Here is a 24,126-nt window from a genome sequence, read left to right as displayed (position 1 = left end):
GAATGCCCCTCCGAGGAACAGCGGTCAGCCGATGGGTTCCGCCATTTGTTCCACGATGTAGGCCGCTTCGATCGAGTAGTCGGTGACCGGATCGGTCATCTCCACCTTCCAGCTGCGGGCAAACTGGTCCACACCATGCGTCATGGCCACCGTGCCGGAAATCAGGACAGTGCCTGGCTGATTCAGGCCGCGCTCCGAAAGGACGTCCAGCCAGTAGTCCGGGGTCAGCAAGGCCCCCAGGGTGCTGTCCTGGATCAGCGTGTCAGCCTTATCTCCCTCGCCGACCCACCCCTTCAGCGTGATCCGGTCCAGGTGGCCGCGCACGTCATCAAGCCGCCAGGCTTTGCGGCCCAGCACGTCAGGGCTGGCGTTCTTGCTCCAGGCCACCCCGTGGACCTCGAGGTCGCGGTCAGTGTGGTCGCAGGCGACCGTCAGCAGTACATCGTCCTCGGTGATCACCAGCGCCCACTCGGCTTCCCCCGATGTCCGGCCATGCTGCACCCGGACTTCGGTGGCCTGCTGCGCAAGGTAGGGCGACACGGGATACAGCGCCGGGGTGGTGGTGGGCCCGGGGACGCCAAGCAGGGCAAGTTCTTCGATGTGGGCCTGCACCTCATCCTGCTCGCGGCCTGCGTAGCCGGCATTGAGCAGGTGGGCGACCTCCACGTTTCGGGTGCTGCCGTCGGGGAGTTCGAAGCTGAGCGTAGCCATGTCAGTACTTCCTTCGTGTGGTGGGACGGTGAGAAATTTACAAACCGGAAACCGTAAACAGTCGCCAATGTACATCTAGTATGCGTAATGTATACATTTAATGCCAGCGTGACAGGCATCACTTCGAAATCTCGTGGAGGACAATTATGGCCAATGCTCCCGTACAGGCATCCGGCGCGGCAGCGCGCCCGGAGGCGCCCATCCGACCCCAGGGCCTCTACAAGGCCTTTGCCGCCAGCCTCACCGGCACGGCGCTCGAGTGGTACGACTTCGCGGTCTACTCAGCCGCGGCCGCCGTCGTGTTCCCGATCGTCTTTTTCCCGTCGTCAGATCCGCTGACCGGGACGATCCTGGCGTTCTCGACCTATGCCGTGGGCTACATTTCCCGCCCCGTGGGCGGAATCGTCTTCGGCCGTCTCGGAGACCGCATCGGGCGCAAGAAGGTCCTTGTCGCGACCCTGATGATCATCGGCGTCGCAACCGTACTGATTGGCGTGCTGCCGGGCTACGCCACCATCGGCATTGCGGCCCCCATCATTCTGGTGCTGCTCCGCTTCGCACAGGGTGTGGGCGTCGGCGGCGAATGGGGTGGGGCCGTCCTGCTCTCCAGCGAGTACGGAGATCCGCGGCGCCGCGGTTTCTGGGCTTCGGCCGCCCAGGTGGGTCCGCCCGCCGGTAACCTGCTGGCCAACGGTGCCCTCGCCATCCTGACCCTGGCGCTCACGGAGGAACAGTTCATCAGCTATGGCTGGCGCATCGCCTTCCTCCTGTCGGCGCTGCTCGTTGGATTTGGTCTGTGGATCCGCCTCAAGCTCGAGGACACGCCCATCTTCAAGGCAATCGAAGCGCACGGCCAGCAGCCTGATGCCCCCATCCGCGAGGTCTTCAGCAAGGAACTGCGCCCGCTGATCGCCGCCGTCCTCTGCCGCGTGGGACCGGACGTCCTCTACGCCCTGTTCACTGTCTTCACCCTCACCTACGGCATCCAGGTCCTCGGCTACCAGCGGAACCAGGTGCTCACCGCGGTCCTCATCGGGTCCGCTTTTCAGCTGTTCATGATTCCCCTGGCCGGCGCCGTCTCCGACCGGATCAACCGCCGCCTGGTCTATGGCATCGCCGCGGTGGTGGGAGCGGCCTGGACGTTCGTCTTCTTCGGTATCCTGGGCGGTAAGAACGAGCCGATGCTGATCATCGGCATTGTGTTTGGCCTGATGGCGCACTCGTTCATGTACGGCCCTCAGGCCGCCTTCATTGTGGAGCAGTTCTCGCCCCGGCTGCGCTCCACCGGCAGTTCACTGGCCTACACGTTCGCCGGTGTGATCGGCGGCGCCATCGCGCCCCTGATGTTCACCCTGCTGCTCTCGCAGTTCGGCACCTGGGTTCCGGTGGCGATCTACGTGGCCGTCGCCGCCGTCGTGACGCTGATCGGGCTGTCCCTGGGCCGGAACGCCAACACCACCGAAGATGACGACTACAAGTTGCTCCTCGAGGGTTCCTCCACCGACCGCCCGGCGGTCGGTGTCGATGGAACCACCGTCGGTGCCAACAGCTAGCTGCGGAGCAGGATGTCCCGCGTGACAGCCAGATGATGTTCAATCGCCTGCTCCGCCCTGGCGGCGTCGCCGGACACCAGGGCATCCAGGATGCCCTGGTGTTCGGCGCAGACGTCGTGCCGGCGGCCGCTGGTACCGAACAGGGCGGAGATTCCCACCAGGATCTGCCGGACGTGGAGCTTGCTGTAGGTCCGGGAGATCAGCGCATTGCCCGCGGCGTCGATGAGCTGCTGATGGAACAGCGTGTCCAGACGAATGAACTCCCTGACAGACTCGGGTTCGAGGGTGTCCGGCAGGGCCGCCTGAAGGGCCAGGGTCTCCTGCATCTGAACGGCAGGAACCTTTCCCTCGGCGATGACCAGCCCGGCCGCATGGCGCTCGAGGACGCCGCGGAGTTCCATCAGTTCGGAGACTTCCCGGCCGGTGACCACCGGCACGTAGGCCCCGCGCTGGGGGATCAGCTCCACCAGGCCGTCGGCGACCAGCAACAGCAACGCCTCACGCACGGGCGTGCGGGAGACGCCAATGTCGGCCGCGAGTTCCTGTTCGTTGAGGAACTTTCCCTGCACGTCCGGGTCGGTCAAAACGTTCTCACGCAAATACGCGTAGGCCTTTTCCCGGCCTGAGGAGGCCGGCCCCGAAATTTTCCGCATACATTAGGTATACAACAAACTGGAGTAAAACCATGCGCATAGCACTCGCCCAAATCATCACAGGCGCGGATCCGGCAGCCAACCTGGAGCAGATCCGAGACTACGCCACCCGCGCCCAGGCCGCGGGCGCCGAGCTCGCAGTCTTCCCGGAAGCTGCCATGCGCGCGTTCGGGAATCCCCTTGCCGAGGTTGCCGAGCCCCTCGACGGCCCGTGGGCCACCGCCGTCCGCGGAATCGCCGCAGAGCTGGGGCTCACGATAGTGGCCGGCATGTTCACCCCCGGGCGGGACGGCCGCGTGCGGAACACCTTGCTGGTGACCGGCCCGGACATCAACACGTCCTACGACAAGATCCACCTCTTTGACGCCTTCGGCTTCGCGGAGTCGGATTCGGTCGACGCCGGCACGTCGCCCGTGACGTTTGAGGTCAACGGGACGGTCATCGGCCTGGCCACCTGCTACGACGTGCGCTTCCCCGCCCTTTTCAGTGCCAACGCCAGGGCCGGGGCGCAGCTCAACATTGTCTGCGCGTCCTGGGGATCCGGTGAAGGGAAGGCGGAGCAGTGGGATCTGCTGGTTCGCGCCCGCGCGGTGGACAGCACCACGTTCGTTGTGGCGTGCGGACAGGGAGATCCCGCCAGCATCGGCCAGGAGCAGGTGAATTCCGCACCCACCGGCATCGGGTACAGCGCAGTGGTGTCGCCGCTCGGCACCCCACTGGTCACCCTCGGCCGCGAACCGCAACTGGCCGTGATCGACGTCGACCTATCCGAAGTAGCGGCCGTCCGCGCCAAACTGCCGGTGCTGGCCAACGCGCGCGCCCTCTAAACAAGCATCCTGACAGACCGGTCACGACTGAGGGGCGAGAACATTGAGCAAGCAGGAACAGGAATTCCATGAACCGGCCGGTGACTGGCGCCCGTCGGGACCCAAGAGCAGCGGCATCTGGGATCGGATGCTGGCGCAGGACCTTGGCAGCGGGGATGCAACGCTTCTGCAGCGCTATGAGGCTGGTGCCGCCACTGCTCCGGAAACCATCACTCATGAGTACTGGGAAGAGGTCATGATCCTTACCGGAGAATTGACCGACCTGGGACTTGGCCAAACCTTCACCGCCGGGATGTATGCGTGCCGTCCGCCCGGGATGAAACACGGACCGTATCGAAGCGAACCGGGCTGCAGCATGCTGGTGGTCATCCGGCACCCACACGACGCCGCCTCGTAATCCGGAGCACGGCTGCCAGGGGATGGGGTGTCAGGACCCGGGGCGCCCCGGCCACTGTTTGCCCGCCCACGGGTCGTAGTCAGCGATGAGCTCCTCCTGTGGAGGACGCTCATCTTCGGCCACATGCTGCAGGTTCACCCGCACCCGGTACCAAAGCGAACTCGAGCCTCGCATTCCGTCGACGAGTATGTCGGCGGGATGCAGGGCCGGAATGAGCTCCGCATGCCGGGTCTTCCAGTCCTCGAGCGCGGCGAGAGCCTCGGGCTTGGTCTTGGTGCGTGCCACCTCGATGAGCGGCATGACCGATTGCCGGCGGCCCGAGCCGTCGCCGCCGCGCGGGGGCTTTTCGGCGGGGCCCAGCTCGGCAGCCAAGGTGATGAGCCTGTCGAGGGTCCCCACGGCGTCGTCGATGCCGGCGTGGGGGTCACCCATGGCTGCGAAGCGTTCAAGCACCGTGGGAACCGTGAATTGTTCCGGCCGGGCGGAGGCAACCTCGTCCCAGGTGAGCGGAGTCGAGACCCGGGCGTCGGGCAGGGGCCTGATTGAGTACGCCGATGCCACGGTGCGGTCCTTGGCGTTCTGGTTGAAGTCGACGAACACACTCTCGCCGCGCTCCTCCTTCCACCACCGCGCGGTGGCGAGGCCCGGAGCGCGGTTCTCGATCTCGCGGGCGAGGGTCTCTGCGGCGAGCCGCAGGTCCCGGTAGGACCACCGGGGCGCGATGCGCACCAGGATGTGGAGTCCCCGCGAACCGCTCGTCTTCGGCCAGCCCACCAGTCCCACGTCGTCGAGCACCTCCCGGGCGACATAGGCGACGTCGACGATCTGCGCCCAGTCGACCCCCGGCATCGGGTCGAGGTCGACCCGGAGCTCGTCAGGGTGCTCGAGGTCCTCGGCGCGCACGGGATGCGGGTTGAGGTCCAGGCAGCCAAGATTCACCACCCATGCCAGGCCCGCGGCATCCCGGATCACGGCTTCTTCGGCTGATGTCCCCGACGCATAATGAAGGGTCGTCGTGTGGATGAAGTCGGGGTGGTTTTCCGGCACGCGCTTCTGGAAGAACGGCTCAGCGCCGATCCCCTTCGGGAACCGCTTGAGCACCATCGGCCGTCCGCCGGCGCCCCGCAGCGCACCATCGGCGACGGCGAGGTAGTAGCGAACCAGGTCGAGCTTGGTCAGCCCGGGCCCGGGAAACACCACCTTGTCCGGACTCGAGATGCGGACCTCGTTGCCGTCAATGGTGAGGATCTCGGCGGGGGTCTTCGACGAGTTCATTCCGTCACGCTAGCAACGATCGGATGCCCCAGCCAGAGCGCCTGCTGATCCTGGAAACCGTCACGGGGCTAGGTGCTGAGGTCCCAGTGGACACGGATGGCCTCTGCGATCGGTCCGGCAGCGATATCCACCCGGAAAGCGACCGGCGCGGTCCCCGTCTCTTCGATGACCACGTCATGGTAAACGCGGCCGCACGCCGGACACAGGGTGTAGAGATCCTCGTCCTCGGGCCACGCTGCCAGACCCGCGGGCACCGGCGTGTTTCCGCCGATGTGAACGGGGACGCCCTGTGAGTTCGCCTGGATCAATCCCTCGGTGCTCACGGTATTGCCGCACACACAGGTGATGGTGGTGACGTCGTGGTCGATGACATCAGCGAATTCGTTGTCCATGATGAGCTCCCCGGCGTTGGAAGAAAGCGTTCAGTCGTAGATTATGCCTGCGGGCCGGCTACTGACAGCCTCGCCCGTATCCTTGAAAGATGAGTGGCATCGCGCATCCGACCGTCACATTTGATGACCGCTTCGCGCGGGAGTTCAAGGAGATGGCCATTCCTTGGCGCGCGGAGGAGGCTCCCGACCCGCGCCTTCTGGTCCTCAACGAGCATCTCGCCACCGAGCTCGGCCTCGATCCGGCCTTTCTCCGGAGTCCTGAGGGTCTGCGCCTGCTGATCGGCAACGCCATCCCTGCGGAGGCCAGCCCGGTGGCGCAGGCCTACGCCGGCCACCAGTTTGGCTGGTACGCGCCCCGTCTCGGCGACGGGCGCGCCCTCCTGCTCGGCGAGATCGGGCACGCGGACGGGCAGCTTCGCGACGTCCATCTCAAAGGATCGGGACGCACGCCGTTTGCGCGGAACGGCGACGGCCAGGCAGTGGTCGGTCCCATGGTGCGCGAATACATCGTGAGCGAGGCGATGCACGCGCTGAATATCCCCACCACACGATCCCTCGCCGTCGTCGCGACGGGGCGTCCGGTGCAGCGCGAGACGCTCCTGCCCGGCGCCGTTCTTACCCGGCTTGCCACCAGCCACCTGCGCGTGGGCAGCTTCCAGTACGCCCGGTCCACGGACGACATCGGCCTACTGCGCCGGCTCGCCGACTACGCGCTGGCCCGGCACTACCAGGCCGCCGCCGAGGCGGAAAACCGATATCTCGCACTCTTCCAGGCGGTCATATCAGCCCAGGCTTCCCTGGTGGCCCAGTGGATGCTCGTGGGGTTCGTTCACGGGGTCATGAACACCGACAACATGACGATCTCGGGCGAAACCCTGGACTACGGGCCGTGCGCCTTCATGGAAGGCTTCGACCCCGCGGCCGTCTTCAGTTCGATAGACGAGACCGGACGCTACGCCTACCGCAATCAGCCGCTGGTGGCGGAGTGGAACCTTGCCCGGCTCGCGGAGGCTCTCCTGCCCCTGCTCCACGACGACCAGGAGCAGGCAGTGGGCCTCGCTGTGGAGGCACTCAGCGGGTTCCGCCGGCAGTACAGTGAAGCCTGGTCGGCCGGCATGAAGGCAAAGCTGGGGTTCCGTGAAGGGCTCGACGACGACGTGACCTCGCCATTGGTGGAAGAACTCGTGGCCTTGTTGCAGGAGTCGCGCGCGGACTACACATCGTTTTTCCGGCACCTGGGCAAAGCCGCCCGCGGCCAGGATGAACCTGCGCGGAGCCAGATTCTGGGCACCGGCGTTCTGGATACGGCACGGTTCGATGCCTGGGTGACGCGCTGGCGCGCCCTGGGACCGGATGCCGACGCCATGGACCGGGTCAACCCCGTGTATATCCCGCGGAACCACCTGGCAGAGGAGGCCCTGGCCGCCGCTACCGGCGGAAACCTGGGTCCGCTGGAACGGCTGATGGACGCCCTAGCCTCACCCTTCGACGAGCGGCCCGGTCTGGAGCATTACGCCTCAGCCGCCCCGGAAAGCTTCGGCCCCTACCGCACCTTCTGCGGAACCTGAGCCGCCAAGGGCAGGTTGCGCTTGGGCATGTAGACGCGTCGAATGGACTCGTTCACCCAGAGGGCGCGGCGTCGGTGTCCGCCGTCGCCGGCGCCACTGCAGCAGTCCGCCCATACGACGCGGAGACCCGGCGGTAGACCGGCGTCAGGAAGGCCAGCAGCGCGGCCGCGATCATGATGAGCCCGGCTATCAGGAACACCAGGGCAATGCCCCGCGAAGTGCCCTCGCCCAGCAGCGGGGCCAGCTGGGCGGAGCCCTCGGCGGACCGTGCGTACGGGATGATCCAAAACTGTGCGATCGGCGCGATGAGGAACGCGGTGATCGGTGCTGCCGCCGATTCGAACGCCATGGCGAATCCGAACACGCGGCCCTGCCGGGGCAGGGGCACCACCTTCTGGATGATGGTCTGCTCGGCGGCCTCGACGAAAGGCACCAGGACCAGGTACAGCCAGATGCCGGCGATGTACAGCCAGGCCCACTCCCGCAGCGTAAACACCGCCCCGAGGACCCCCATCGCGATCACCGCGATGAGCATGGTGCGCAACGGGTTCGACCCGAGACCGAACTTGCCGATCAGAGCGCCGCCTACGATGAACCCCGTGGCGCCCAGCGCGAAGTAGGCTCCCCACAGCTCCACGGGAAACATTTCCAGGCCGTAGGGGTCCATCAACGCCATGTAGACGCCGCCGATGAAGTTGTTGAATGTGGAGAACACGATCAGCGCGAACAATCCCGAAATGGCCAGCACGGCGGCAAGGGAGCCGCGCAGGTCGAATCCGCCTTGTGCGTCCGTAGCGGCCGCGCGCACCTCCTCGGGTATGCGCAGGGTGAGCAGGTGCGCGAAGGCCAGGGCCGTGAGAACCAGCGCGACCACGATCGTCCAACCCATGCCGATCAGCCCGACTGACAGCCCGGAGAGCACGGAGGTGATGATGAACATCAATCCCTGCACCATGCCTACCAGCCCGTTGGCGTTGGCCCGCCGGTCCGGCTCGATGAGGATGGTGACCGTGGTGGAGAGGGCAATGTTGCGCATGTTCTCCACGACTGCACCGACCAGGATGACCAGGGTGAAGACCCAGAACCAGGGCTGTGCCAGGTCCAGCAGCCAGGCCGTGGGTGTCAGGAGGAACATGACCCCGGACAGCAGGAACATCACCAGCGTGAAGCCTGCGGCGAATCGCATCACGGCCAGCTTGCGGTACCGGTCCACGAAAGTGCCGAAGCTGATGCTGGAAAGGGCGATCAACAGCATGTATGCGCCGCCGATCACCCCGGTGGCGATCACATTGCGCGTCTGCAGGTACACCCAGAACGTCAGGGCGAACCACAGGTAGCTGGTGGTGATGTTGGCGAGGGCGGTGTTCACCAGGATCCCAACGAAAGTGCGGGACCGCTCCGCCGGACTGCGCAACGACGTGACGACGGCGTCGGGATCGTCCAGGCGCAGCGCCCCGCCGGCCTCGGCCGGAATGGACGGGGCGGCCGTGTCCTCGGGGAGGCCCGCGCTTCCGTGGGGAGCCGCAGCGGCTCCGGGCGGGCCCGGTTCCTGCTCGGTCATGCGTCCCAGTGTACTGACCGGCGCCGGGACGGTCGACGCCCGGTCGAGAAGCTTTCCCTAGACGCCGTCGGGCCGCTGATCGCCCTTGTGGCTCCGCAGGTTCTCCTGCACCTTGCCGAACAAATCCTTGATGGTCGACTCCGTGTTGGTGAGCATGTCCGGCTGGACGTAGACGTGCTGGGCGGGAGGAAGGCTGAAGTGGGAAGGCAGGCCACCCGTTCCGTCCACCCCTGCAAGTGCGATGGTCACGCCGCCCTCCTTGCGCGCAATGGCGCCGATCCGGCCGAAGACCACGGTAAATTCGTCCGGCTGGAAGCTGACGGTCAGCCCGACGTGGGTGCGGTTAAGGTCGCTTGCCGCGACGGCCTTCTCGTTACCGGTGCCTTCATAGCTCATGAACATCTCCTGCGAAAGTTGGTGGTGTTGGTGCCGCCGTACGCGAGCAGTCTACGTCTGGGTCCGGAGCCCGGGTAAGGACCCGCCGGCACTCCGATGCCTGGCGGCTGCCGCCTTTGGTGGAGAATGCGTTCATGACCAATGACGCTCTTCGGCCTGTCTATTTCCTTTCGGACAGCACCGGCATCACCGCGGAAACGCTCGGCAACACATTGTTGACGCAGTTCCCCGCGAACCATTTTGACCGCATCACGGTCCCGTTCATCACCACCGCCGAGCAGGCCAGCACCGTGGTCGGCACCATTGACAAACTGGTCGCCGCCGGCCCGCGGCCGATCGTTTTTTCCACGGCCGTCAGCAGCGATGTCCGCCAGGTCCTGGCGACGTGTAAGGGAATCGTCGTGGATCTCATCGGCACGCATGTCGGGCAGTTGGAGCAGGCCCTGGGCTCACCGGCCAGCGGCGAACCCGGGAGGGCCCATGGCCTGGGCAATGCGGAACGGTATCAATCCCGGATGGCCGCCGTCGAGTACGCCATGGAGCACGACGACGGCCAGAGCCTGCGCGCGCTTGAAAAGGCCCAGGTCATCCTGGTGGCACCGTCCCGTTGCGGCAAAACGCCGACCACCATGTATTTGGCCCTGCAACACGGCATCTTCGCCGCGAATTTCCCGCTGGTGGACGAGGACTTTCAGCGGGAGGGCCTGCCCAAGCCGCTGAGGCCTTTCGTTGAGAAATGTTTCGGCCTCTCCTCCAACCCCCTGCGCCTGAGCCAGATCCGCACCGAACGGCGCCGCGGCTCGTCCTACGCGTCGCTGCGGCAGTGCGGCTTCGAGCTGCGCAGCGCCGAGCAGTTGTACGTCTCCCACCGGATTCCGTACCTGAATTCAGCCACGGTTTCCGTGGAGGAAATGGCCGCCACCATCCTGCAGCGCATGAACCTCAAACATTAGGGAAAATTTTCACAATCCCGGTGTGGCGCACGTCATATGGAAAGGTCGCCGGAGACCTGTCACTGTGGACAGGATTCGCGCCCACCGACCGGTTATCGCCGCGAGCGGGGCGGCGCATCTGCATGCCATCATCTGCAAAGGAGCAGCAACTAATGACGACAGACATCCTGTGGTTCTCAGAACTCGGACTCAAGGACCTGGACCGGGTGGGCGGAAAGAATGCCTCCCTCGGTGAAATGGTGCAGAATTTGACCTCTGCCGGCGTCCAGGTCCCGGACGGCTTCGCCACCACCGCGGATGCCTACCGCAACTTCCTGGCAGATTCCGGGCTCGACCAGAAGATCGCCGACCGTCTGGTGGGCCTGGACACCGACGACGTGACGGCCCTCGCCTCGGCCGGCCAGGAAATCCGAACCCTGATGCGCGAGACGCCCTTCCTGCCGGACTTTGAGGCGCAGATCCGGAATGCCTACCAGCAGCTGGTGGAAAAGCACGGCGGCTCCGAAGACCTCTCCTGGGCTGTCCGTTCCAGCGCCACGGCGGAAGACCTGCCCGACGCCTCCTTCGCCGGGCAGCAGGAAACCTTCCTGAACATCCGCGGCATCGAGAACATCCTGCTCGCCATCAAGGACGTGTTCGCGTCCCTCTACAACGACCGGGCCATCGCTTACCGCGTGCACCACCAGTTCGAACACGCCGAGGTGGCACTCTCTGCCGGCATCCAGCGGATGGTGCGCTCCGACGTCGGCGCCTCCGGCGTCATGTTCACCATGGACACCGAGTCCGGGTTCCAGGACGCCGTGTTCGTCACGTCCTCCTACGGCCTGGGCGAGGCCGTGGTCCAGGGTGCCGTCAACCCCGACGAGTTCTACGTCTACAAGCCGGCGCTGCAGGCCGGCCGGCCCGCCATCCTCAAGCGCGGGCTGGGGGAGAAAGCCCTCCAGATGACCTACACGGCCAGCCAGGAAATCGGCCGCACCATTGACTTCGTGCCGGTGGAGGCCTCGTTGAGGAACCGCTTCAGCCTCAACGACGACGACGTCGAGCAGCTCGCCCGGCACGCCGTCGCCATCGAGAACCACTACGGCCGCCCCATGGACATCGAATGGGGCAAGGACGGGATCGACGGCGGCCTTTACATCCTGCAGGCCCGCCCGGAGACCGTCCAGTCCCGCCGGGCCTCCGGCAGCCTGAGCCGTTTCCGCCTCAACGGGACCGGCCCGGTGCTGGTCGAGGGCCGCGCCATCGGCCAGCGCATCGGCGCCGGCAGCGTGCGCATCCTCACCGCGATCGACCAGATGGCCGCCTTCAAGACCGGCGATGTCCTCGTCGCCGACATGACCGACCCGGACTGGGAACCGATCATGAAGCGTGCCTCCGCCATCGTGACCAACCGCGGCGGACGAACCTGCCACGCGGCCATCATTGCCCGGGAACTGGGGATTCCCGCCGTCGTCGGCACCGGGGACGCCACGGATGTCCTCTCTGACGGCCTCGAGGTGACCGTGTCCTGCGCCGACGGCGAGACCGGCGTGATCTACCAGGGGCTCCTGGACTTCAGCATCGAGGAAACCGAGATCACCCAGCTCCCCGAGGCTCCGGTCAAGGTCATGATGAATGTCGGTACCCCGGAGCAGGCCTTCACCTTCGCGCAGCTGCCCAACCACGGCGTGGGCCTGGCCCGGCTCGAATTCATCATCAACCGCCAGATCGGCATCCACCCCAAAGCGCTGCTGAACCTGGACGAGCAGCCGGCGGACGTCGCGGCGGACATCCGGGAGCGGATCGCCGCGTACGACAGCCCGCGCGAGTACTACATCAAGCGCCTGGCCGAAGGCGTGGCCACCATCGCGGCGGCCTTCGCGCCGGAACCGGTGATTGTGCGCATGTCCGACTTCAAGTCCAACGAATACGCCAACCTGATCGGCGGACCCGCGTACGAGCCGCACGAAGAGAACCCGATGCTCGGCTTCCGCGGCGCCTCACGGTACCTGGAGCCGTCCTTCCGGGACTGCTTCGACCTCGAATGCGAGGCCCTGTCCTTCGTCCGCAACGAGATGGGGCTGACCAACGTCAAGCTGATGATCCCGTTCGTGCGCACCCTGGACGAGGCCCGCGGCGTCATTGACCTGCTGGGGGAGAACGGCCTGACCCGGGGCGAGAACGGCCTCGAGGTGATCATGATGTGTGAGATCCCGTCCAACGCCCTGCTCGCCGACGAGTTCCTGGACTACTTCGACGGATTCTCCATCGGCTCCAACGACATGACCCAGCTGGCCCTGGGCCTGGACCGGGACTCCGCGATCGTCTCCGGCGGCTTCGACGAACGCGACCCCGCGGTCAAGAAGCTCCTGAGCATGGCCATCAAGGCCTGCAAGGCGCGCGGAAAATATGTTGGCATCTGCGGCCAGGGTCCGAGCGACCACGCGGACTTCGCCGAGTGGCTCGTCGAAGAAGGCATCGATTCGGTCTCCTTGAACCCTGACACCGTGGTGGATACCTGGCTGCGCCTTGCCGGAGGGACAGTCGGCGCGACAGGCGGCGCGGCCGTCGAAGCAGGGGTCGGCGCCGCCGCGGGAACCGCAGCGAACTGACAGCGCGGCGACCAGGCAAGGACACGTAAGACGCCCGACGGGCAGCACGGACCATGAGTTCCAGTCCGTGCTGCCCGTCGGGCGGCGCGGCCCTAGGGCAGAGGGCCTGGCCTTCGAGCGCTTCCTTGACCTGGTCGAGGCCATGCGGTCAACCGACTGTGTCGTCGGTGAGCTGACCACCGTCAATATTCAGGGCCGTGCGATGCGCGACGTCGACTCGCGAACCACGAGTTCGGGCTCGACGACGTGGTGCTGGGCGGGTTCTCCGGTGAGGATCTGGTGGTGGAGCATCTTGAAGGTTGCGATGCCCAGCGCCCGGAAATCAAGCCGCATGGTGGTCAACGGAGGCGAGTAGTAGGCAGCCGCCGGCATGTCGTCAACGCCCACGATTGAATAGTCCCGGGGTGCCCGGATGCCGCGTCTTTCCAGGGCGCTCATGAAGCCGAGCGCAATCTCGTCGTTGCTGGCGAAGACAGCCGTGAACGTGGCGGGATCGGCTAATTCGCCGGCGCGATATCCAGAAACGGAGGACCAGTCCTTCGCGGCATCGAGCACCTGCGGGCTCAGTCCGGCGCTCTGCATGGCATCGCGATAGCCGCGCTCACGCTCCTGGGCCTCATTGCGGGTTGAAGGGCCGGCGACATGCAGGATGTCCCGGTGTCCCAAGTCGATGAGGTGGCGTGTCGCGTCCCAGCCGGCAGCGTGCGAGTGGGTGCCGGCGGAGCCTTCGTTCGCCGACGGAAGCTCCGAAACCGTGATCAAGGGCGTTGTTGGGTCCCAGTTGTTGAGCAGTTTGTCGACGCCCGGCAGCGGGGTTGACACCACAATTCCGTCAACCTGTACCGACTTGAAGTGGGCGAGGGCTCGCCGCGCCTCCACTTCCCAGTTCTTGGCTTCGAAGTCGAGATCAAGCTGGGCGATAGTGAGCGTGACATCGGCCTCGCGGGCCGCAAGCCCCAATCCGGTGAGCACATTTGCGCTCCCGTAGTTGAAGGCCCCCAAGGCCAACACGCCTACGGAGTTAGTCCTGCTGGTGCGAAGAGTGCGGGCGGATTGATTTGGCACATATCCCAGCTCGTCGATGGCAGCGGTAATCCGCTCGCGCGTCTCCGCCCGAACGTAGCCCACACCGGTGAAATAGCGTGACACTGTCTGGGTTGAGACGTTGGCCAGCTTGGCGACGTCAGCCATGCTGGGCCGTGCCGCGATCCTTGCTTTCGCCAATTCTCCACCCCTCATGCCGTCTGTGTGCGCCCGCCGATCCTGGGCCGCAGGCTATTGTCCACGTCATCCGCGGCGACGGACAGCCTGCGGATAACACCATCCAAAGTAAGTTTACGATCACCCACTTGCAGGGTGGGGGACGGCGCTCCGCAAAGTCGTCTTTTTTCGAATAATTGGTCAACCGGTTGACTTGGGTTATCGTAAACCCACATACTCGCTATGGGCCAGATCACACCCGCGGGAGTTCTTAGGACGCTTCGGCTGACGCATCCGTGACGAAGGCACCCTCAACTAAACCTACGAAAGGACGCGACGATGCGTTTGCTTGCCAAGGGCGCTGTTGCTCTTACCGCCGTTGCCGTACTCGCCGGCTGTGGCGCCGGCTCCGGCCCCTCTGCTTCCGGCAAAACCGAGCTGAACTGGTGGGTGATCAACCTGTCTGCTCCGACTGCGGTGGCCGCCCAGGACAAGATCATCAAGGATTTCGAAGCGGCAAATCCGGACATCACGATCAAGAAGACCGCCCGCGCCGTTGACGCGCACAAGGACTCTTTGCGGACAGCAATCGGAACTTCAGCGGCGCCAGACATCTACGACTACTGGGCAGGTCCGGGCCTCGGCGGTGAGCTGGTGAAGAACGGCGCCAGCGCCGACCTCACCAGCGAGTACACCCAGTACAAATGGCCGGACCGCTTCACCGAGGCTGCCCTCGGGCCCGCGAAGCAGTACGACGGTTTCAACGGTGTGCCGTGGAAGCTCAACGGCGAGGCCATGTACTACAACAAGGCCTTGTTCGCGAAGGCCGGAATCACGGCGCTGCCGACCACCATCGACGAACTCAACGACGCCGCGGCCAAGCTCAAGGACGCAGGCATCACCCCGATTGAATTTGGCGGCACCGTCAACTGGCATGTCATGCGCCTCCTGGACACGTTCCTCGAGGGCTACTGCGGCTCGGCAACCTTTGACAAGCTCGTCACCAAGCAGGCCAACTGGGGCCAGGAGGAGTGCGTCACCAAGTCCTTCACCAATCTCCAAAAGTGGTCCAAGGACTACCTGAATCCCGGCTTCATCGGCATCAACAATGACGAATCGTCCGCCCTGTTCTACAACGGCAAGGCCGCCATGGCCCTTGAGGGTGACTGGTTCAACGCCAGCATCAAGGACAATGCCAAGGTTGAGGACTTCGGCGTGTTCCCCCTCCCGACCGGCACAGGCCGGATGTACGGCTTCGAGCAGGCCATGTACGTCACCAAGGACAGCAAGCACAAGGACGCTGCAGCCAAGTTCCTGGACTTCATGATGTCAACACCGGTCCAGAAGGAGACCCTGGGTACGTTCTCGACGCAGTCGGTGAACAAGGAGGTCAAGTCCTCGGCAACTGACGAGCTGAGCAAGTCCTGGGACGGTATCTTCCAGAACGCCAAGGGCCTGTACATGAACAACGATCAGAACCTCAGCCAGTCCCAGACCACTGAGTACTGGCGGATCCAGAACCTGGTTGCCACCGGCAGCCTGGACCCGGCCAATGCCGGCGCCGAGTTCCAGAAGTTCCTGGATTCGAGCAACTAGATCCTCGCCGAAGGGTGGGACCGCGTGTCCCGGCGGTCCCACCCTTGGGCACCCTGACCGAAACAAAGATCAAAGGCGACCTCTCTTGTCCAAGCTCATAGCCACGCGCCTCGAAGCGCCCCCGGTGCCCGCTCCCCGGCAGCCTCCGAAGAAGCCCCTCCTGAAGCGCATTGCCAGCGGTGGTTTCATCGCAGCCCTGCCGTTCCTTGCCCCCGCCCTGGCCGCATATGTTGTCTTCGTCATCGGCCCGATGATCACCGCAGTGCGCCTGAGCCTGTTCAAATGGTCAGGCTTCACCACTGACCCACAGGTGTTCGTCGGGTTCCAGAACTATGTCCGGTTGTTCACCCAGGACCCGGTGTTCTGGACAGCCATGCAGAACACCATCGTCTGGGTGCTGCTGTCACTGATCATTCCGACCACCCTCGGCCTGGTGATGGCCCTGTCCCTGAACCGCCCCATCTTTGGCCGGAACCTCTTCCGCTCCGTCTTCTACATCCCGGGCGTCCTGGCCCCGATCGCGATTGCGAACATGTGGCGCTGGATGTACAACCCGAACTATGGCGTCTTCTCCGAGCTCGCCAAAGCCTGGCACCTCGGTGACGGCTCAGGCGTCACCTTCCTGAGCGACCCCAAAGTGGCCATCTACGCCATCTTCGCCGCTTTCGTCTGGCAGATCGCCGGCCTGAACATGGTCCTCTTCCTGGCCGGCCTGCAAGGCGTGTCCAAGGAACTTGTCGAATCGGCACGCCTGGACGGTGCCAACAGCTGGAAGGTCTTCCGCCACGTCACGTTCCCCGCGCTGCGCCCGACAGTCGTCGTCGTTCTTGTGCTGACCATCGTGCACTCCATCAAGGTCTTTGACCTCGTGGTGGGCATGACCGGCGGCGGCCCGGCGCAGTCCTCGCAGGTGCTGGCTCTGTGGTCCTACTCCAAGTCCTTCCTGCAGCACGACTTCGGCATGGGCAATGCGGTGGCCACGGTGCTGCTGGCCATCACCCTCGTCCTTGTCATCCCCTACCTGATCTGGTCCACCAAAGGAGACGAAGACTGATGAGCACCCTCACTCTCGGGCGCGCAAAGCACGCCGACGGGACATCCCGTCCACGCCGCAACGTCGACTACGTCAGGGTGGGTCTATGGATCGCCCTGGCCGTGACCATGGTCATCTGGGCGATGCCCCTGATTTTCGTGATGTTCACGTCCCTGAAGTCGGAATCGGCAATTTTCTCCACGTCCGCGTTCTCCCTGCCCACCTCAGCCGAGTGGGCCAACTACGCCGAAGCCATGCAGACCGGCAATCTCCTCACCGCCGGCGGCAACAGCCTGCTCATCGCGGCGATCAAGGTCCCCCTGGGCCTGCTGTTCTCCGCCGCCGCCGCGTTCGGCCTGTCCCGCATCCGTTTCAGGCACAGCAAACTGATCCTGGGGGCCTTCGCCCTGGGCTCCATGGTCCCGATCCAGGTCGCCCTGGGCCCGCTGTTCAAGATCATCCTGGACCTGGGCCTGCTCAACAGCCCGGTCGGTGTGATCCTCCCGTACATCGGATTCGGCCTGCCCATCCAGATCTTCATCCTGCACGGCTTCTTCAGCGCCATCCCGAAGGAAATCGACGAGAGCGTCCGCGTGGACGGCGGCGGCAACTGGCGGCTGTTCTGGCAGATCATCCTCCCGCTGTCCAAGCCTGCACTGGCCGCGCTGTTCATCCTGGACTTCGTCGCCACCTGGAACGAATACGCCATCGCCCTCGTCGTCCTCCAGGACCAGGGGGCCCAGACCATACCGCTGGCCATCCAGGGCTTCCAGTCCCAGTTCACCAGCTCCTACGGCCCGCTGAACGCCTTCACCATCATGTCGATCCTGCCCGTCATGATCGTCTACCTGCTGTTCCAGCGCTACTTCGTCGAGGGCATGTTCAGCGGCGCCGTCAAGGGCTGACCCGCCGTACGTTTTGCACAACTTTCACCGCAGAAAGGCCATCATGGCTACCTTTACCGCTACGACTCCGCTCTTCGAGGTCATGCGCGACCCCGCCGGACACGACATCCTGGCCCACCACGTTCCCGAGCTGGCGGCCAACCCGCTGCTGCACACCCTGTACCACTACCAGCTGGGCCTCATTCTTGGCACCGAGGAATCCCTGCGCAAGGACCCCGCCCGGAAGGCCGAAATCCTGGCAAAGATCGAGGCCCTGGAACCCTCACCCGCACCGGACCGTTCCGCCCGGAACAATGAACCGGGGGCCGGCTACGAGCCGGACTCGGTGGAACGCGGCAGCGCCCGCGCCGACTTCGCGGCCAAGGGCCGGAAATGGCAGCGGTACGAGATCACCCTGGAGGGACCCTTCCACGGCAACCCGTTCACGGACGTGGACCTGGCCGCCGAGTTCACCTCCGACGTCGGGAGCCTCACGATTCCCGGTTTCTACGACGGCGACGGGACCTACCGCATCCGCCTGCTCGTCCCGGCCGAGGGGGAGTGGTCCTTCGCCACCCGAAGCAACGCCGCGTCCCTGGACGCCATCACGGGAACCTTTACGGCTGCGGCAGCGTCGCCGGATTCCCGCGGCGTGGTCCGCGTGGCCGACACGTTCCACTTCGCCTACGACGACGGCACCCCCTACCTGCCCATCGGCACCACCTCCTACGTTTGGACCCATCAGGGCGACGCCCTCGAGGAGGGGACCCTGCGGTCCCTGACGGACGGGCCGTTCAACAAGATGCGCATGTGTGTCTTCCCCAAGTCGTACCTGTTCAACGAAAACGAACCCGGGATCTACCCGTACGAAGGATCCGTCGAGGAAGGCTTCGACCACACCCGGCCGAACCCCGTCTTTTACCGGCACTTGGAACGGCGCATCAGCCAGCTCGAGGACCTCGGCATCGAGGCCGACCTGATCCTCTTCCACGCCTACGACCGGTGGGGCTTCTCCACGATGAACGCCGCGGCGGACGACCTCTACGTCAAGTACGTCACCGCCCGGCTGGCCTCGCACCGGAACATCTGGTGGTCGCTGGCCAACGAATACGACCTCATGTTCGAAAAGACCACCGAGGACTGGGAACGCTTCGCAACCATCGTGCAGGAGAACGACCCGAACAAGCACCTGCTCTCCATCCACAACTGCCGGGAGTTCTACGACCACTCCCGCCCCTGGGTCACGCACTGCAGCATCCAGCGGCGTGACATCTACAAGACCGCCGAAATGACCACCGAATGGCGCGAGCAGTACGGCAAACCGATCGTCATCGACGAATGCGCCTACGAGGGGAACATCGACCAGGGCTGGGGCAACATCACCGGCGAGGAAATGACCCGCCGCTTCTGGGAAGGTGCCGTCCGCGGAGGCTACGTCGGCCACGGCGAAACCTATGTGCGCCCGGACGACATCCTCTGGTGGGCCAAGGGCGGGGAACTGCACGGCACCAGCCCGGACCGCATCGGATTCCTCCGCCGCATTCTTGAGGAAAGCCCCCATGGCCACCTCGAGCCCCTTACCGGACACTGGGACGCCCCCAGCGCCGGCATCACTGACCAGTACGAGCTGATCTACTTCGGCTTCAACCAGCCCACCTACCGCCGGTTCGTCAAGCCGCAGGACCTGACGTTCGAGGTCGATGTCATCGACACCTGGAACATGACGGTGGAGACCCTTCCCGGCACGTTCTCGGGGCGGTTCCGCATAGAATTGCCCGGCCGGCAGTACGTCGCCGTCCGGCTGCGCGCCGTGGCCTGACGCCTCACCGGACGGCCGGGGGACAGGACTTTCCTACCCCCGGCCCGCCCGGGCTACACCACTCCGACGACCCGAAAGCAAAGACGTGATCCACGCCGAGAACGGCCCGCGGCTCTCCGCCCCCGCCCAGACAATTGAAGCCGGCCCCTGGCGCCTGCAGTTGCGGGGGGACGAACTGGCCGACATCGAATACCGGCGACGCCCGGTTCTCCGGGCCATCCGGCCCGTTGTCCGCGATCACGACTGGAGGACCCTCTCACCGAGCGTCGAATCAGTGACGACCACCGACGACGCCGGCACCCTGACTCTCGGTATCTCCCTCCGGTTTAGCGGTTTCGGCGCTGAATACGGTGCCGAGCTGACCTTGCAGGCTGCCGGCAATGAACTCGCGGTCACGTTCGACGGCACCGCGCCCCGCGATTTCCGCAGCAACCGCATCGGCCTGGTGGTCCTGCACAGGCCCGACGACGCGGGCCGCGCCGTAGGCATCACTGCTCCGGACCAGACCCGCACCAACGGCGCCTTTCCCGCCGACATCAGCCCGCACCAGCCCTTCCTGAACATCGCAGCGATGGACTGGGAACGCGGCGGCACCGCCTTCCGGCTCGAATTCAGCGGCGACACCTTTGAAACCGAAGACCAGCGGAACTGGACTGACGCGTCCTTCAAGACCTACAGCACCCCGCTGTCCCGCCCCTTCCCGGTCACCGTGCATGCCGGGGACCGGGTGCACCAGGGCATCCGCCTCACCGCAGGGCCGCTGGCAGAACCGTCGACGGAACGGACGGCGGAACCGTCGAGCCTGGGAACTGAAGCGCTGCCGGAGCCGATGCCTGAAGTGCTCACGGTGCGCACCCGCCCCCGGGGCCGGGTTCCCGCCCTTGGAACGTCGACTTCCCGGTCACCGGCGCACCTCACCACAGTGCCCGGCCTGGACTCCCTGATTGTCGAAGTTCCCGGCGATGACACCGCCGCGGCCACAGACCTCATCAGGCAGGCAGCACAGCAGGCCGCCGTGCTTGCCACCCCGCTGGACGTCCGGATTATCGCGTCCGGCCCGGGGGACATCGGTCCCGTGATGGATCTGCTGCCCCTGGAGAACGTGGCCAGGATCGGGGCGTTCAGCTCCGACGGGCACGTCCCAGAACCCGAGCTCTGGGAGCAGCTGCACGCCGAAGCGCAACGCCGTCGTTTTCCCGGCACACTGCTCGCCGGCGCCCGCTCCCACTTCACCGAGCTCAACCGGCGGCGGGAACTCCTCCCCGGCGGCGCCGGCGCCGTCACCTACAGCATCACGCCGCAGATGCACGCGACCGAAGTACCCCACGTCGTCGAAAGCCTGCCGATCCAGCGGCTGACAGCGCTGAACGCGCTCCGGATCGCATCCGGCAAGCCGCTGCACATTGGTCCGGTGACCCTCAAGGCCCGCTTCAACGCCGTCTCCACGGACGGAACCGAGGACCCCCGGACCGCCGAGGCGATGACCACCGACCCGCTGCAGGCAGAGACGTTCACCGCCGCCTGGCTGCTGGGCAGCATCGCGGCGCTGACACTGCCCGGCGTCGAATCCCTCAGCTACTTCGAAATCAGCGGACCCAGGGGCCTTCTCACCGACGACGGCGCCCCGACACCTGCCTTCGAGCTTCTGAAGGCACTTGCCGCCCTGCGCGGTGCCGACGTCCTGGAAGTCGACGGCAACGTCCACGGGCTGGTGCTCTACCCGGTCAGGGCAGAACCCGGCGTGCTGCTCTGCGCCGCGAACCTCACGGCCGAACCCCTTCGCGTGGCAGTCAGACGTGAACACGGCTCCACGCTCACCTTCAACCTTCCCGCCTGGGCGGCAACAACCCGCCCGCTCGGCTGACCCGTCCACCACGAAAAGAGGAACACCATGTCCACCAGGCTTGCAGGCAAAACCGCCCTCGTCACCGGCGCCGGATCAGGAATCGGACTGGCCGTGGCCCAGCGGTTCACCGCCGAAGGCGCCCGCGTGTACTTCGCCGACATCAACCTCGTAGCTGCCCACAAAGCGGCCGCAGCCACCGGCAGCCAGCTCGCTGAAGCACTGCCCGTTGACATCTCCGACGAGGACAGCGTCGAGACCGCCTACGCCACCATCGCCTCCGGCGGCCCGCTGGACATCGTCGTCGCCAACGCCGGCGTCCAGCTCTTCGGCCAGGACGCGAAAGTGGGCGAGCTGTCCCTGGAGGTCTGGGAAAAAACCGTCGCCATCAACCACCGCGGGGCATTCCTGACCCTCAAGCATGCCGTCAGGGCCCTCCAGGGCCGCGGCGGGTCCATCATCTGCACCGGCAGCCCCACCGCCGTGGTCGCGTGCGGGCAAACATTCACCGCCTACTCCAGCTCCAAGGCCGGCGTTCACGGGCTGGCACGCGTCGTCGCGGCGGACTACGCCAAAGAAGGCATCCGGGTGAACACCGTGGTCCCCGGGTACACGGAGACCCCGCTCGTGCAGACCATCGCCGATGACCCCGCCAGCCGCGCCGGCCTGGTGGACTCCACCATGCTCGGACGGGCGGGAACCGCGGCCGACGTCGAAGGCATCATGGTCTACCTCGCCAGCGACGAATCGGCCTACGCCACAGGCGGCCTCTTCACCGTCGACGGCGGCCTGACCGCACTCTAACGGCACTCTGACGGCACTTTGACGTGGCCGGCGGGCAACCGGGAACACAAAGCCCCTGATATACGTTGATATGCCGTCAGCAAAGAACACCCGAAAAGAGAAGATCCCGGTGGCAACCGATTACGACGAAGTACGTTCCGACGTCAAGGAATCACAGGACCGTTCCCTGGAGGCGCTGCAGTCCGCCAACGCCCCGGATGCCCGCAGCGTCGTCCGGGAACTGGACGAATCCGATGCGCTGGACGATGCGATGACCCCCGGAGGGGAGTTCGTTGCCGAGGAACTCATTGTCCAGGTGATTCCCCAGGCCGAGGACGAGTTCACCTGCTACTCCTGTTTCCTGGTCCGGCACCGGTCCCAGCTGGCGCGCGAAAAGGACGGCCACTCGTACTGCATCGAGTGCGAAGGATAGGAGTCCTAACCCGCCACGATCGATGACCCGCCGGCAGAAGCCGGCGGTCACGGCGCCGGCCGGGGCGGCAGATCCCTGGCAGCGGGGCCCTGGATGACGGAGCCGTCGGTGGCGAATCGGGAGCCGTGGCAGGGGCAGTCCCATGTGGTGTCGGCGGCGTTGAAGGCCACGGTACAACCCAGATGGGTGCAGACGGCGGAGACGGCGCGGACCTGCCCGTCGGCGTCTTTGTAGACGGCTGTGCTTTCGCCGTTGACCTTGATGACTGCTCCCTCGCCGGGCGCCAGGGTCGCCTGGCTGGGACGCCGGCCGAGCTTGCCGGTCAGGACGGCCGCCATGGTCTTGGCGTTTTCCTGCATGAACCGTCCCGTACTGGCTGCCGGGGTAATCCGGTTGCTGTTGAACACCGACGCCCAGCCGTTCTCCTGGCCGCTGAGGATGTCCCTGAGAATGAGGGCGGCTGCGGTTCCGTTGGTCAGGCCCCATTTGCGCAGGCCGGCGATCACGTACACGTGCTTGGCGGTGGGGGACATGCGGCCGACGTAGGGGAGCCCGTCCAGCGGGATGCCGTCCTGCGTTGACCAGCGTGAGGCGATCTCGCCGACGCCGAGGCGGTCGTGGGCGAAGGCGGCAAGCCTGCGGTACCGCCCGGCCGTGTCCCCGGCCTCGGACACGCGGTGGCCTTCGCCGCCGATGAGCACGTAGCTCGATCCGCCGGCGCTGGCGGTCAGGATGGAGCGCAGGGGTTCCTCGGCGCTGATGAACGTGGCCTCCAGCGGTGCGGTGTCCATCCGTCCGGCGATGAGGTAGGAGCGGTGCGGGTGACTCCGCAGATAGAACAGCCCCTGGCCGCCGAACGGCACATTCGTGGCGACAATGATGTCGCGGGCGCGGATGGCGCTTCTTTCGGTGACCACCACGGCCGGCGAACCGTCGCGGACCTTCTGCACAGTCGTCCCCTCGAAGACAAAGCTGCCCCCACCGTTGACCGCCGCCGCGAGGCCCTGCAGGTATTTCACGGCATGAATTTGTCCCTGCCCGTCGAACCGGACCGCACCCTTGACGGGGAAAGGCAGCGGCACGTCAGTGGTGAATGCGGCGGGGAGGCCGAGCCGGGCGGCGAGGGCCGCTTCCTCACGGACCCGGGCAACGGCGTCGTCGGTTTCGGCGTAGGTGTAGTTGGCGACGCGGCGGAAGCCGCAGTCGATGCCCTCTTCGGCCACAACCGCAGCGATGTGTTCGATCGCGGCCTGGTTGGCCTCCCCATAGGTGCGGACGGTGTTGGTGCCGTGCCTGCGGGCGAGTTCGGTGTAGGCAAGTCGGTGCAGCGAGGTGACCTTGCCGGTTGTGTGGCCGGTGACGCCGGTTCCGACACGGGCGGTCTCGATGACGGCGACAGTGCGGCCGGTACGTTTGAGGGCCAAGGCGGCGGTCAGGCCCGCGATGCCAGCCCCGATGACCGCCACATCGACCTCGACGTCCCCGCCCGCGGCAGGGTAGCCGGTGGTGGCCGCGGTGGCGATCCAGAGGGAAACGGGTTTACCTTCGGGCCGTTCACTGTTCGACGCGTTCACTGGTCACCACCGGATAGGGATTCCTGTGGCATGAGTATAGGCCTGCGGCCAGCCCGGCAATAGGCCGGCTCAGCGGGCGCG

21 protein-coding genes are annotated in these 24,126 nt (G+C 65.6%); 13 read left to right on the top strand and 8 right to left on the bottom strand.

Annotation, left to right across the window (positions count from 1 at the left end; all coding sequences use genetic code 11):
- Positions 1-24: 24 nt before the first annotated feature.
- A complete protein-coding gene (locus AC1DEY_RS01080; RefSeq protein ID WP_476866381.1) occupies positions 25-711 on the bottom strand; it encodes a DUF2848 domain-containing protein in 687 nt (228 codons plus the stop codon).
- 146 nt (positions 712-857) lie between these two features.
- Here AC1DEY_RS01080 and AC1DEY_RS01075 point away from each other — a divergent pair, with 146 nt between their 5' ends.
- On the top strand, positions 858-2,264 hold the full coding sequence (locus AC1DEY_RS01075) for an MFS transporter (protein WP_476866380.1): 1,407 nt from the start codon (positions 858-860) through the stop codon (positions 2,262-2,264).
- On the opposite strand, the gene AC1DEY_RS01070 is transcribed toward AC1DEY_RS01075, so the two are convergent.
- The gene (locus AC1DEY_RS01070; protein WP_476866379.1) at positions 2,261-2,917 is read right to left on the bottom strand and encodes a GntR family transcriptional regulator; all 657 of its coding nucleotides are present in this window, start codon (positions 2,915-2,917) and stop codon (positions 2,261-2,263) included. The two genes, AC1DEY_RS01075 and AC1DEY_RS01070, sit on opposite strands and share 4 nt — an antisense overlap.
- Positions 2,918-2,949: 32 nt before the next feature.
- On the opposite strand from AC1DEY_RS01070, the gene AC1DEY_RS01065 reads away from it, so the two are divergent.
- The gene (locus AC1DEY_RS01065) at positions 2,950-3,744 is read left to right on the top strand and encodes a carbon-nitrogen hydrolase family protein (RefSeq protein ID WP_476866378.1); all 795 of its coding nucleotides are present in this window, start codon (positions 2,950-2,952) and stop codon (positions 3,742-3,744) included.
- Between the two features lie 43 nt (positions 3,745-3,787).
- Positions 3,788-4,141 carry a cupin domain-containing protein gene (locus tag AC1DEY_RS01060; RefSeq protein WP_476866377.1) on the top strand — a complete coding sequence of 118 codons (354 nt, stop codon included), beginning with the start codon at positions 3,788-3,790 and terminating at the stop codon, positions 4,139-4,141.
- A gap of 30 nt (positions 4,142-4,171) precedes the next feature.
- Here AC1DEY_RS01060 and ligD read toward each other — a convergent pair whose 3' ends face one another.
- Positions 4,172-5,416, bottom strand: coding sequence for a non-homologous end-joining DNA ligase (gene ligD, locus AC1DEY_RS01055; protein ID WP_476866376.1), 1,245 nt, complete (start codon positions 5,414-5,416; stop codon positions 4,172-4,174).
- A 68-nt stretch (positions 5,417-5,484) separates the two neighbouring features.
- Positions 5,485-5,808, bottom strand: coding sequence for a hypothetical protein (locus tag AC1DEY_RS01050; RefSeq protein ID WP_441408428.1), 324 nt, complete (start codon positions 5,806-5,808; stop codon positions 5,485-5,487).
- 89 nt (positions 5,809-5,897) lie between these two features.
- Here AC1DEY_RS01050 and AC1DEY_RS01045 point away from each other — a divergent pair, with 89 nt between their 5' ends.
- A complete protein-coding gene (locus AC1DEY_RS01045) occupies positions 5,898-7,376 on the top strand; it encodes a protein adenylyltransferase SelO (RefSeq protein WP_476866375.1) in 1,479 nt (492 codons plus the stop codon).
- Positions 7,377-7,428: 52 nt separating this feature from the next.
- Here AC1DEY_RS01045 and AC1DEY_RS01040 read toward each other — a convergent pair whose 3' ends face one another.
- Both AC1DEY_RS01040 and AC1DEY_RS01035 read right to left on the bottom strand, forming a co-directional pair.
- Entirely contained in the window at positions 7,429-8,937 is a 1,509-nt protein-coding gene (locus AC1DEY_RS01040) for an MFS transporter (RefSeq protein WP_476866374.1), read from the bottom strand.
- Between the two features lie 57 nt (positions 8,938-8,994).
- Positions 8,995-9,333 carry a hypothetical protein gene (locus tag AC1DEY_RS01035; protein WP_441408431.1) on the bottom strand — a complete coding sequence of 113 codons (339 nt, stop codon included), beginning with the start codon at positions 9,331-9,333 and terminating at the stop codon, positions 8,995-8,997.
- A gap of 134 nt (positions 9,334-9,467) precedes the next feature.
- Between AC1DEY_RS01035 and AC1DEY_RS01030 the strand changes: the two genes are divergently transcribed.
- Positions 9,468-10,286 carry a pyruvate, water dikinase regulatory protein gene (locus tag AC1DEY_RS01030; protein ID WP_476866373.1) on the top strand — a complete coding sequence of 273 codons (819 nt, stop codon included), beginning with the start codon at positions 9,468-9,470 and terminating at the stop codon, positions 10,284-10,286.
- 152 nt (positions 10,287-10,438) lie between these two features.
- Positions 10,439-12,880 (top strand): phosphoenolpyruvate synthase, encoded by a 2,442-nt coding sequence (gene ppsA, locus AC1DEY_RS01025; RefSeq protein WP_476866372.1) that lies wholly within the window; start codon positions 10,439-10,441, stop codon positions 12,878-12,880.
- Positions 12,881-13,069: 189 nt separating this feature from the next.
- Here ppsA and AC1DEY_RS01020 read toward each other — a convergent pair whose 3' ends face one another.
- On the bottom strand, positions 13,070-14,119 hold the full coding sequence (locus tag AC1DEY_RS01020; RefSeq protein WP_476866371.1) for a LacI family DNA-binding transcriptional regulator: 1,050 nt from the start codon (positions 14,117-14,119) through the stop codon (positions 13,070-13,072).
- 300 nt (positions 14,120-14,419) lie between these two features.
- Between AC1DEY_RS01020 and AC1DEY_RS01015 the strand changes: the two genes are divergently transcribed.
- From AC1DEY_RS01015 to AC1DEY_RS00985, 7 genes are all read left to right on the top strand, one after another.
- The gene (locus AC1DEY_RS01015; RefSeq protein WP_476866370.1) at positions 14,420-15,676 is read left to right on the top strand and encodes an ABC transporter substrate-binding protein; all 1,257 of its coding nucleotides are present in this window, start codon (positions 14,420-14,422) and stop codon (positions 15,674-15,676) included.
- Positions 15,677-15,761: 85 nt separating this feature from the next.
- The gene (locus AC1DEY_RS01010) at positions 15,762-16,730 is read left to right on the top strand and encodes a carbohydrate ABC transporter permease (protein WP_476866369.1); all 969 of its coding nucleotides are present in this window, start codon (positions 15,762-15,764) and stop codon (positions 16,728-16,730) included.
- Positions 16,730-17,614, top strand: coding sequence for a carbohydrate ABC transporter permease (locus AC1DEY_RS01005; RefSeq protein WP_476866368.1), 885 nt, complete (start codon positions 16,730-16,732; stop codon positions 17,612-17,614). The genes AC1DEY_RS01010 and AC1DEY_RS01005 overlap by 1 nt, the downstream gene beginning before the upstream one ends.
- Before the next feature lie 43 nt (positions 17,615-17,657).
- Entirely contained in the window at positions 17,658-19,412 is a 1,755-nt protein-coding gene (locus AC1DEY_RS01000; protein WP_476866367.1) for a DUF5605 domain-containing protein, read from the top strand.
- 85 nt (positions 19,413-19,497) lie between these two features.
- Complete coding sequence (locus AC1DEY_RS00995; protein WP_476866366.1) at positions 19,498-21,276, top strand: D-apionate lactonase family protein; 1,779 nt, start codon at positions 19,498-19,500, stop codon at positions 21,274-21,276.
- A gap of 27 nt (positions 21,277-21,303) precedes the next feature.
- Positions 21,304-22,059 (top strand): SDR family NAD(P)-dependent oxidoreductase, encoded by a 756-nt coding sequence (locus tag AC1DEY_RS00990; protein ID WP_476866365.1) that lies wholly within the window; start codon positions 21,304-21,306, stop codon positions 22,057-22,059.
- Between the two features lie 109 nt (positions 22,060-22,168).
- Positions 22,169-22,471: a DUF4193 domain-containing protein gene (locus AC1DEY_RS00985; RefSeq protein ID WP_441408435.1), complete on the top strand. Its 303-nt coding sequence runs from the start codon at positions 22,169-22,171 to the stop codon at positions 22,469-22,471.
- A 47-nt stretch (positions 22,472-22,518) separates the two neighbouring features.
- Here the strand turns inward: AC1DEY_RS00985 and AC1DEY_RS00980 are convergent, their stop codons facing one another.
- Positions 22,519-24,045, bottom strand: coding sequence for an FAD-dependent oxidoreductase (locus AC1DEY_RS00980; RefSeq protein WP_476866364.1), 1,527 nt, complete (start codon positions 24,043-24,045; stop codon positions 22,519-22,521).
- Between the last annotated feature and the right edge of the window lie 81 nt (positions 24,046-24,126).

It is taken from the genome of Arthrobacter sp. 05T47, from assembly GCF_056395825.1.
Note: the sequence above shows the minus strand (reverse complement) of the source record. Positions and strands in the feature narration are given on the sequence as shown.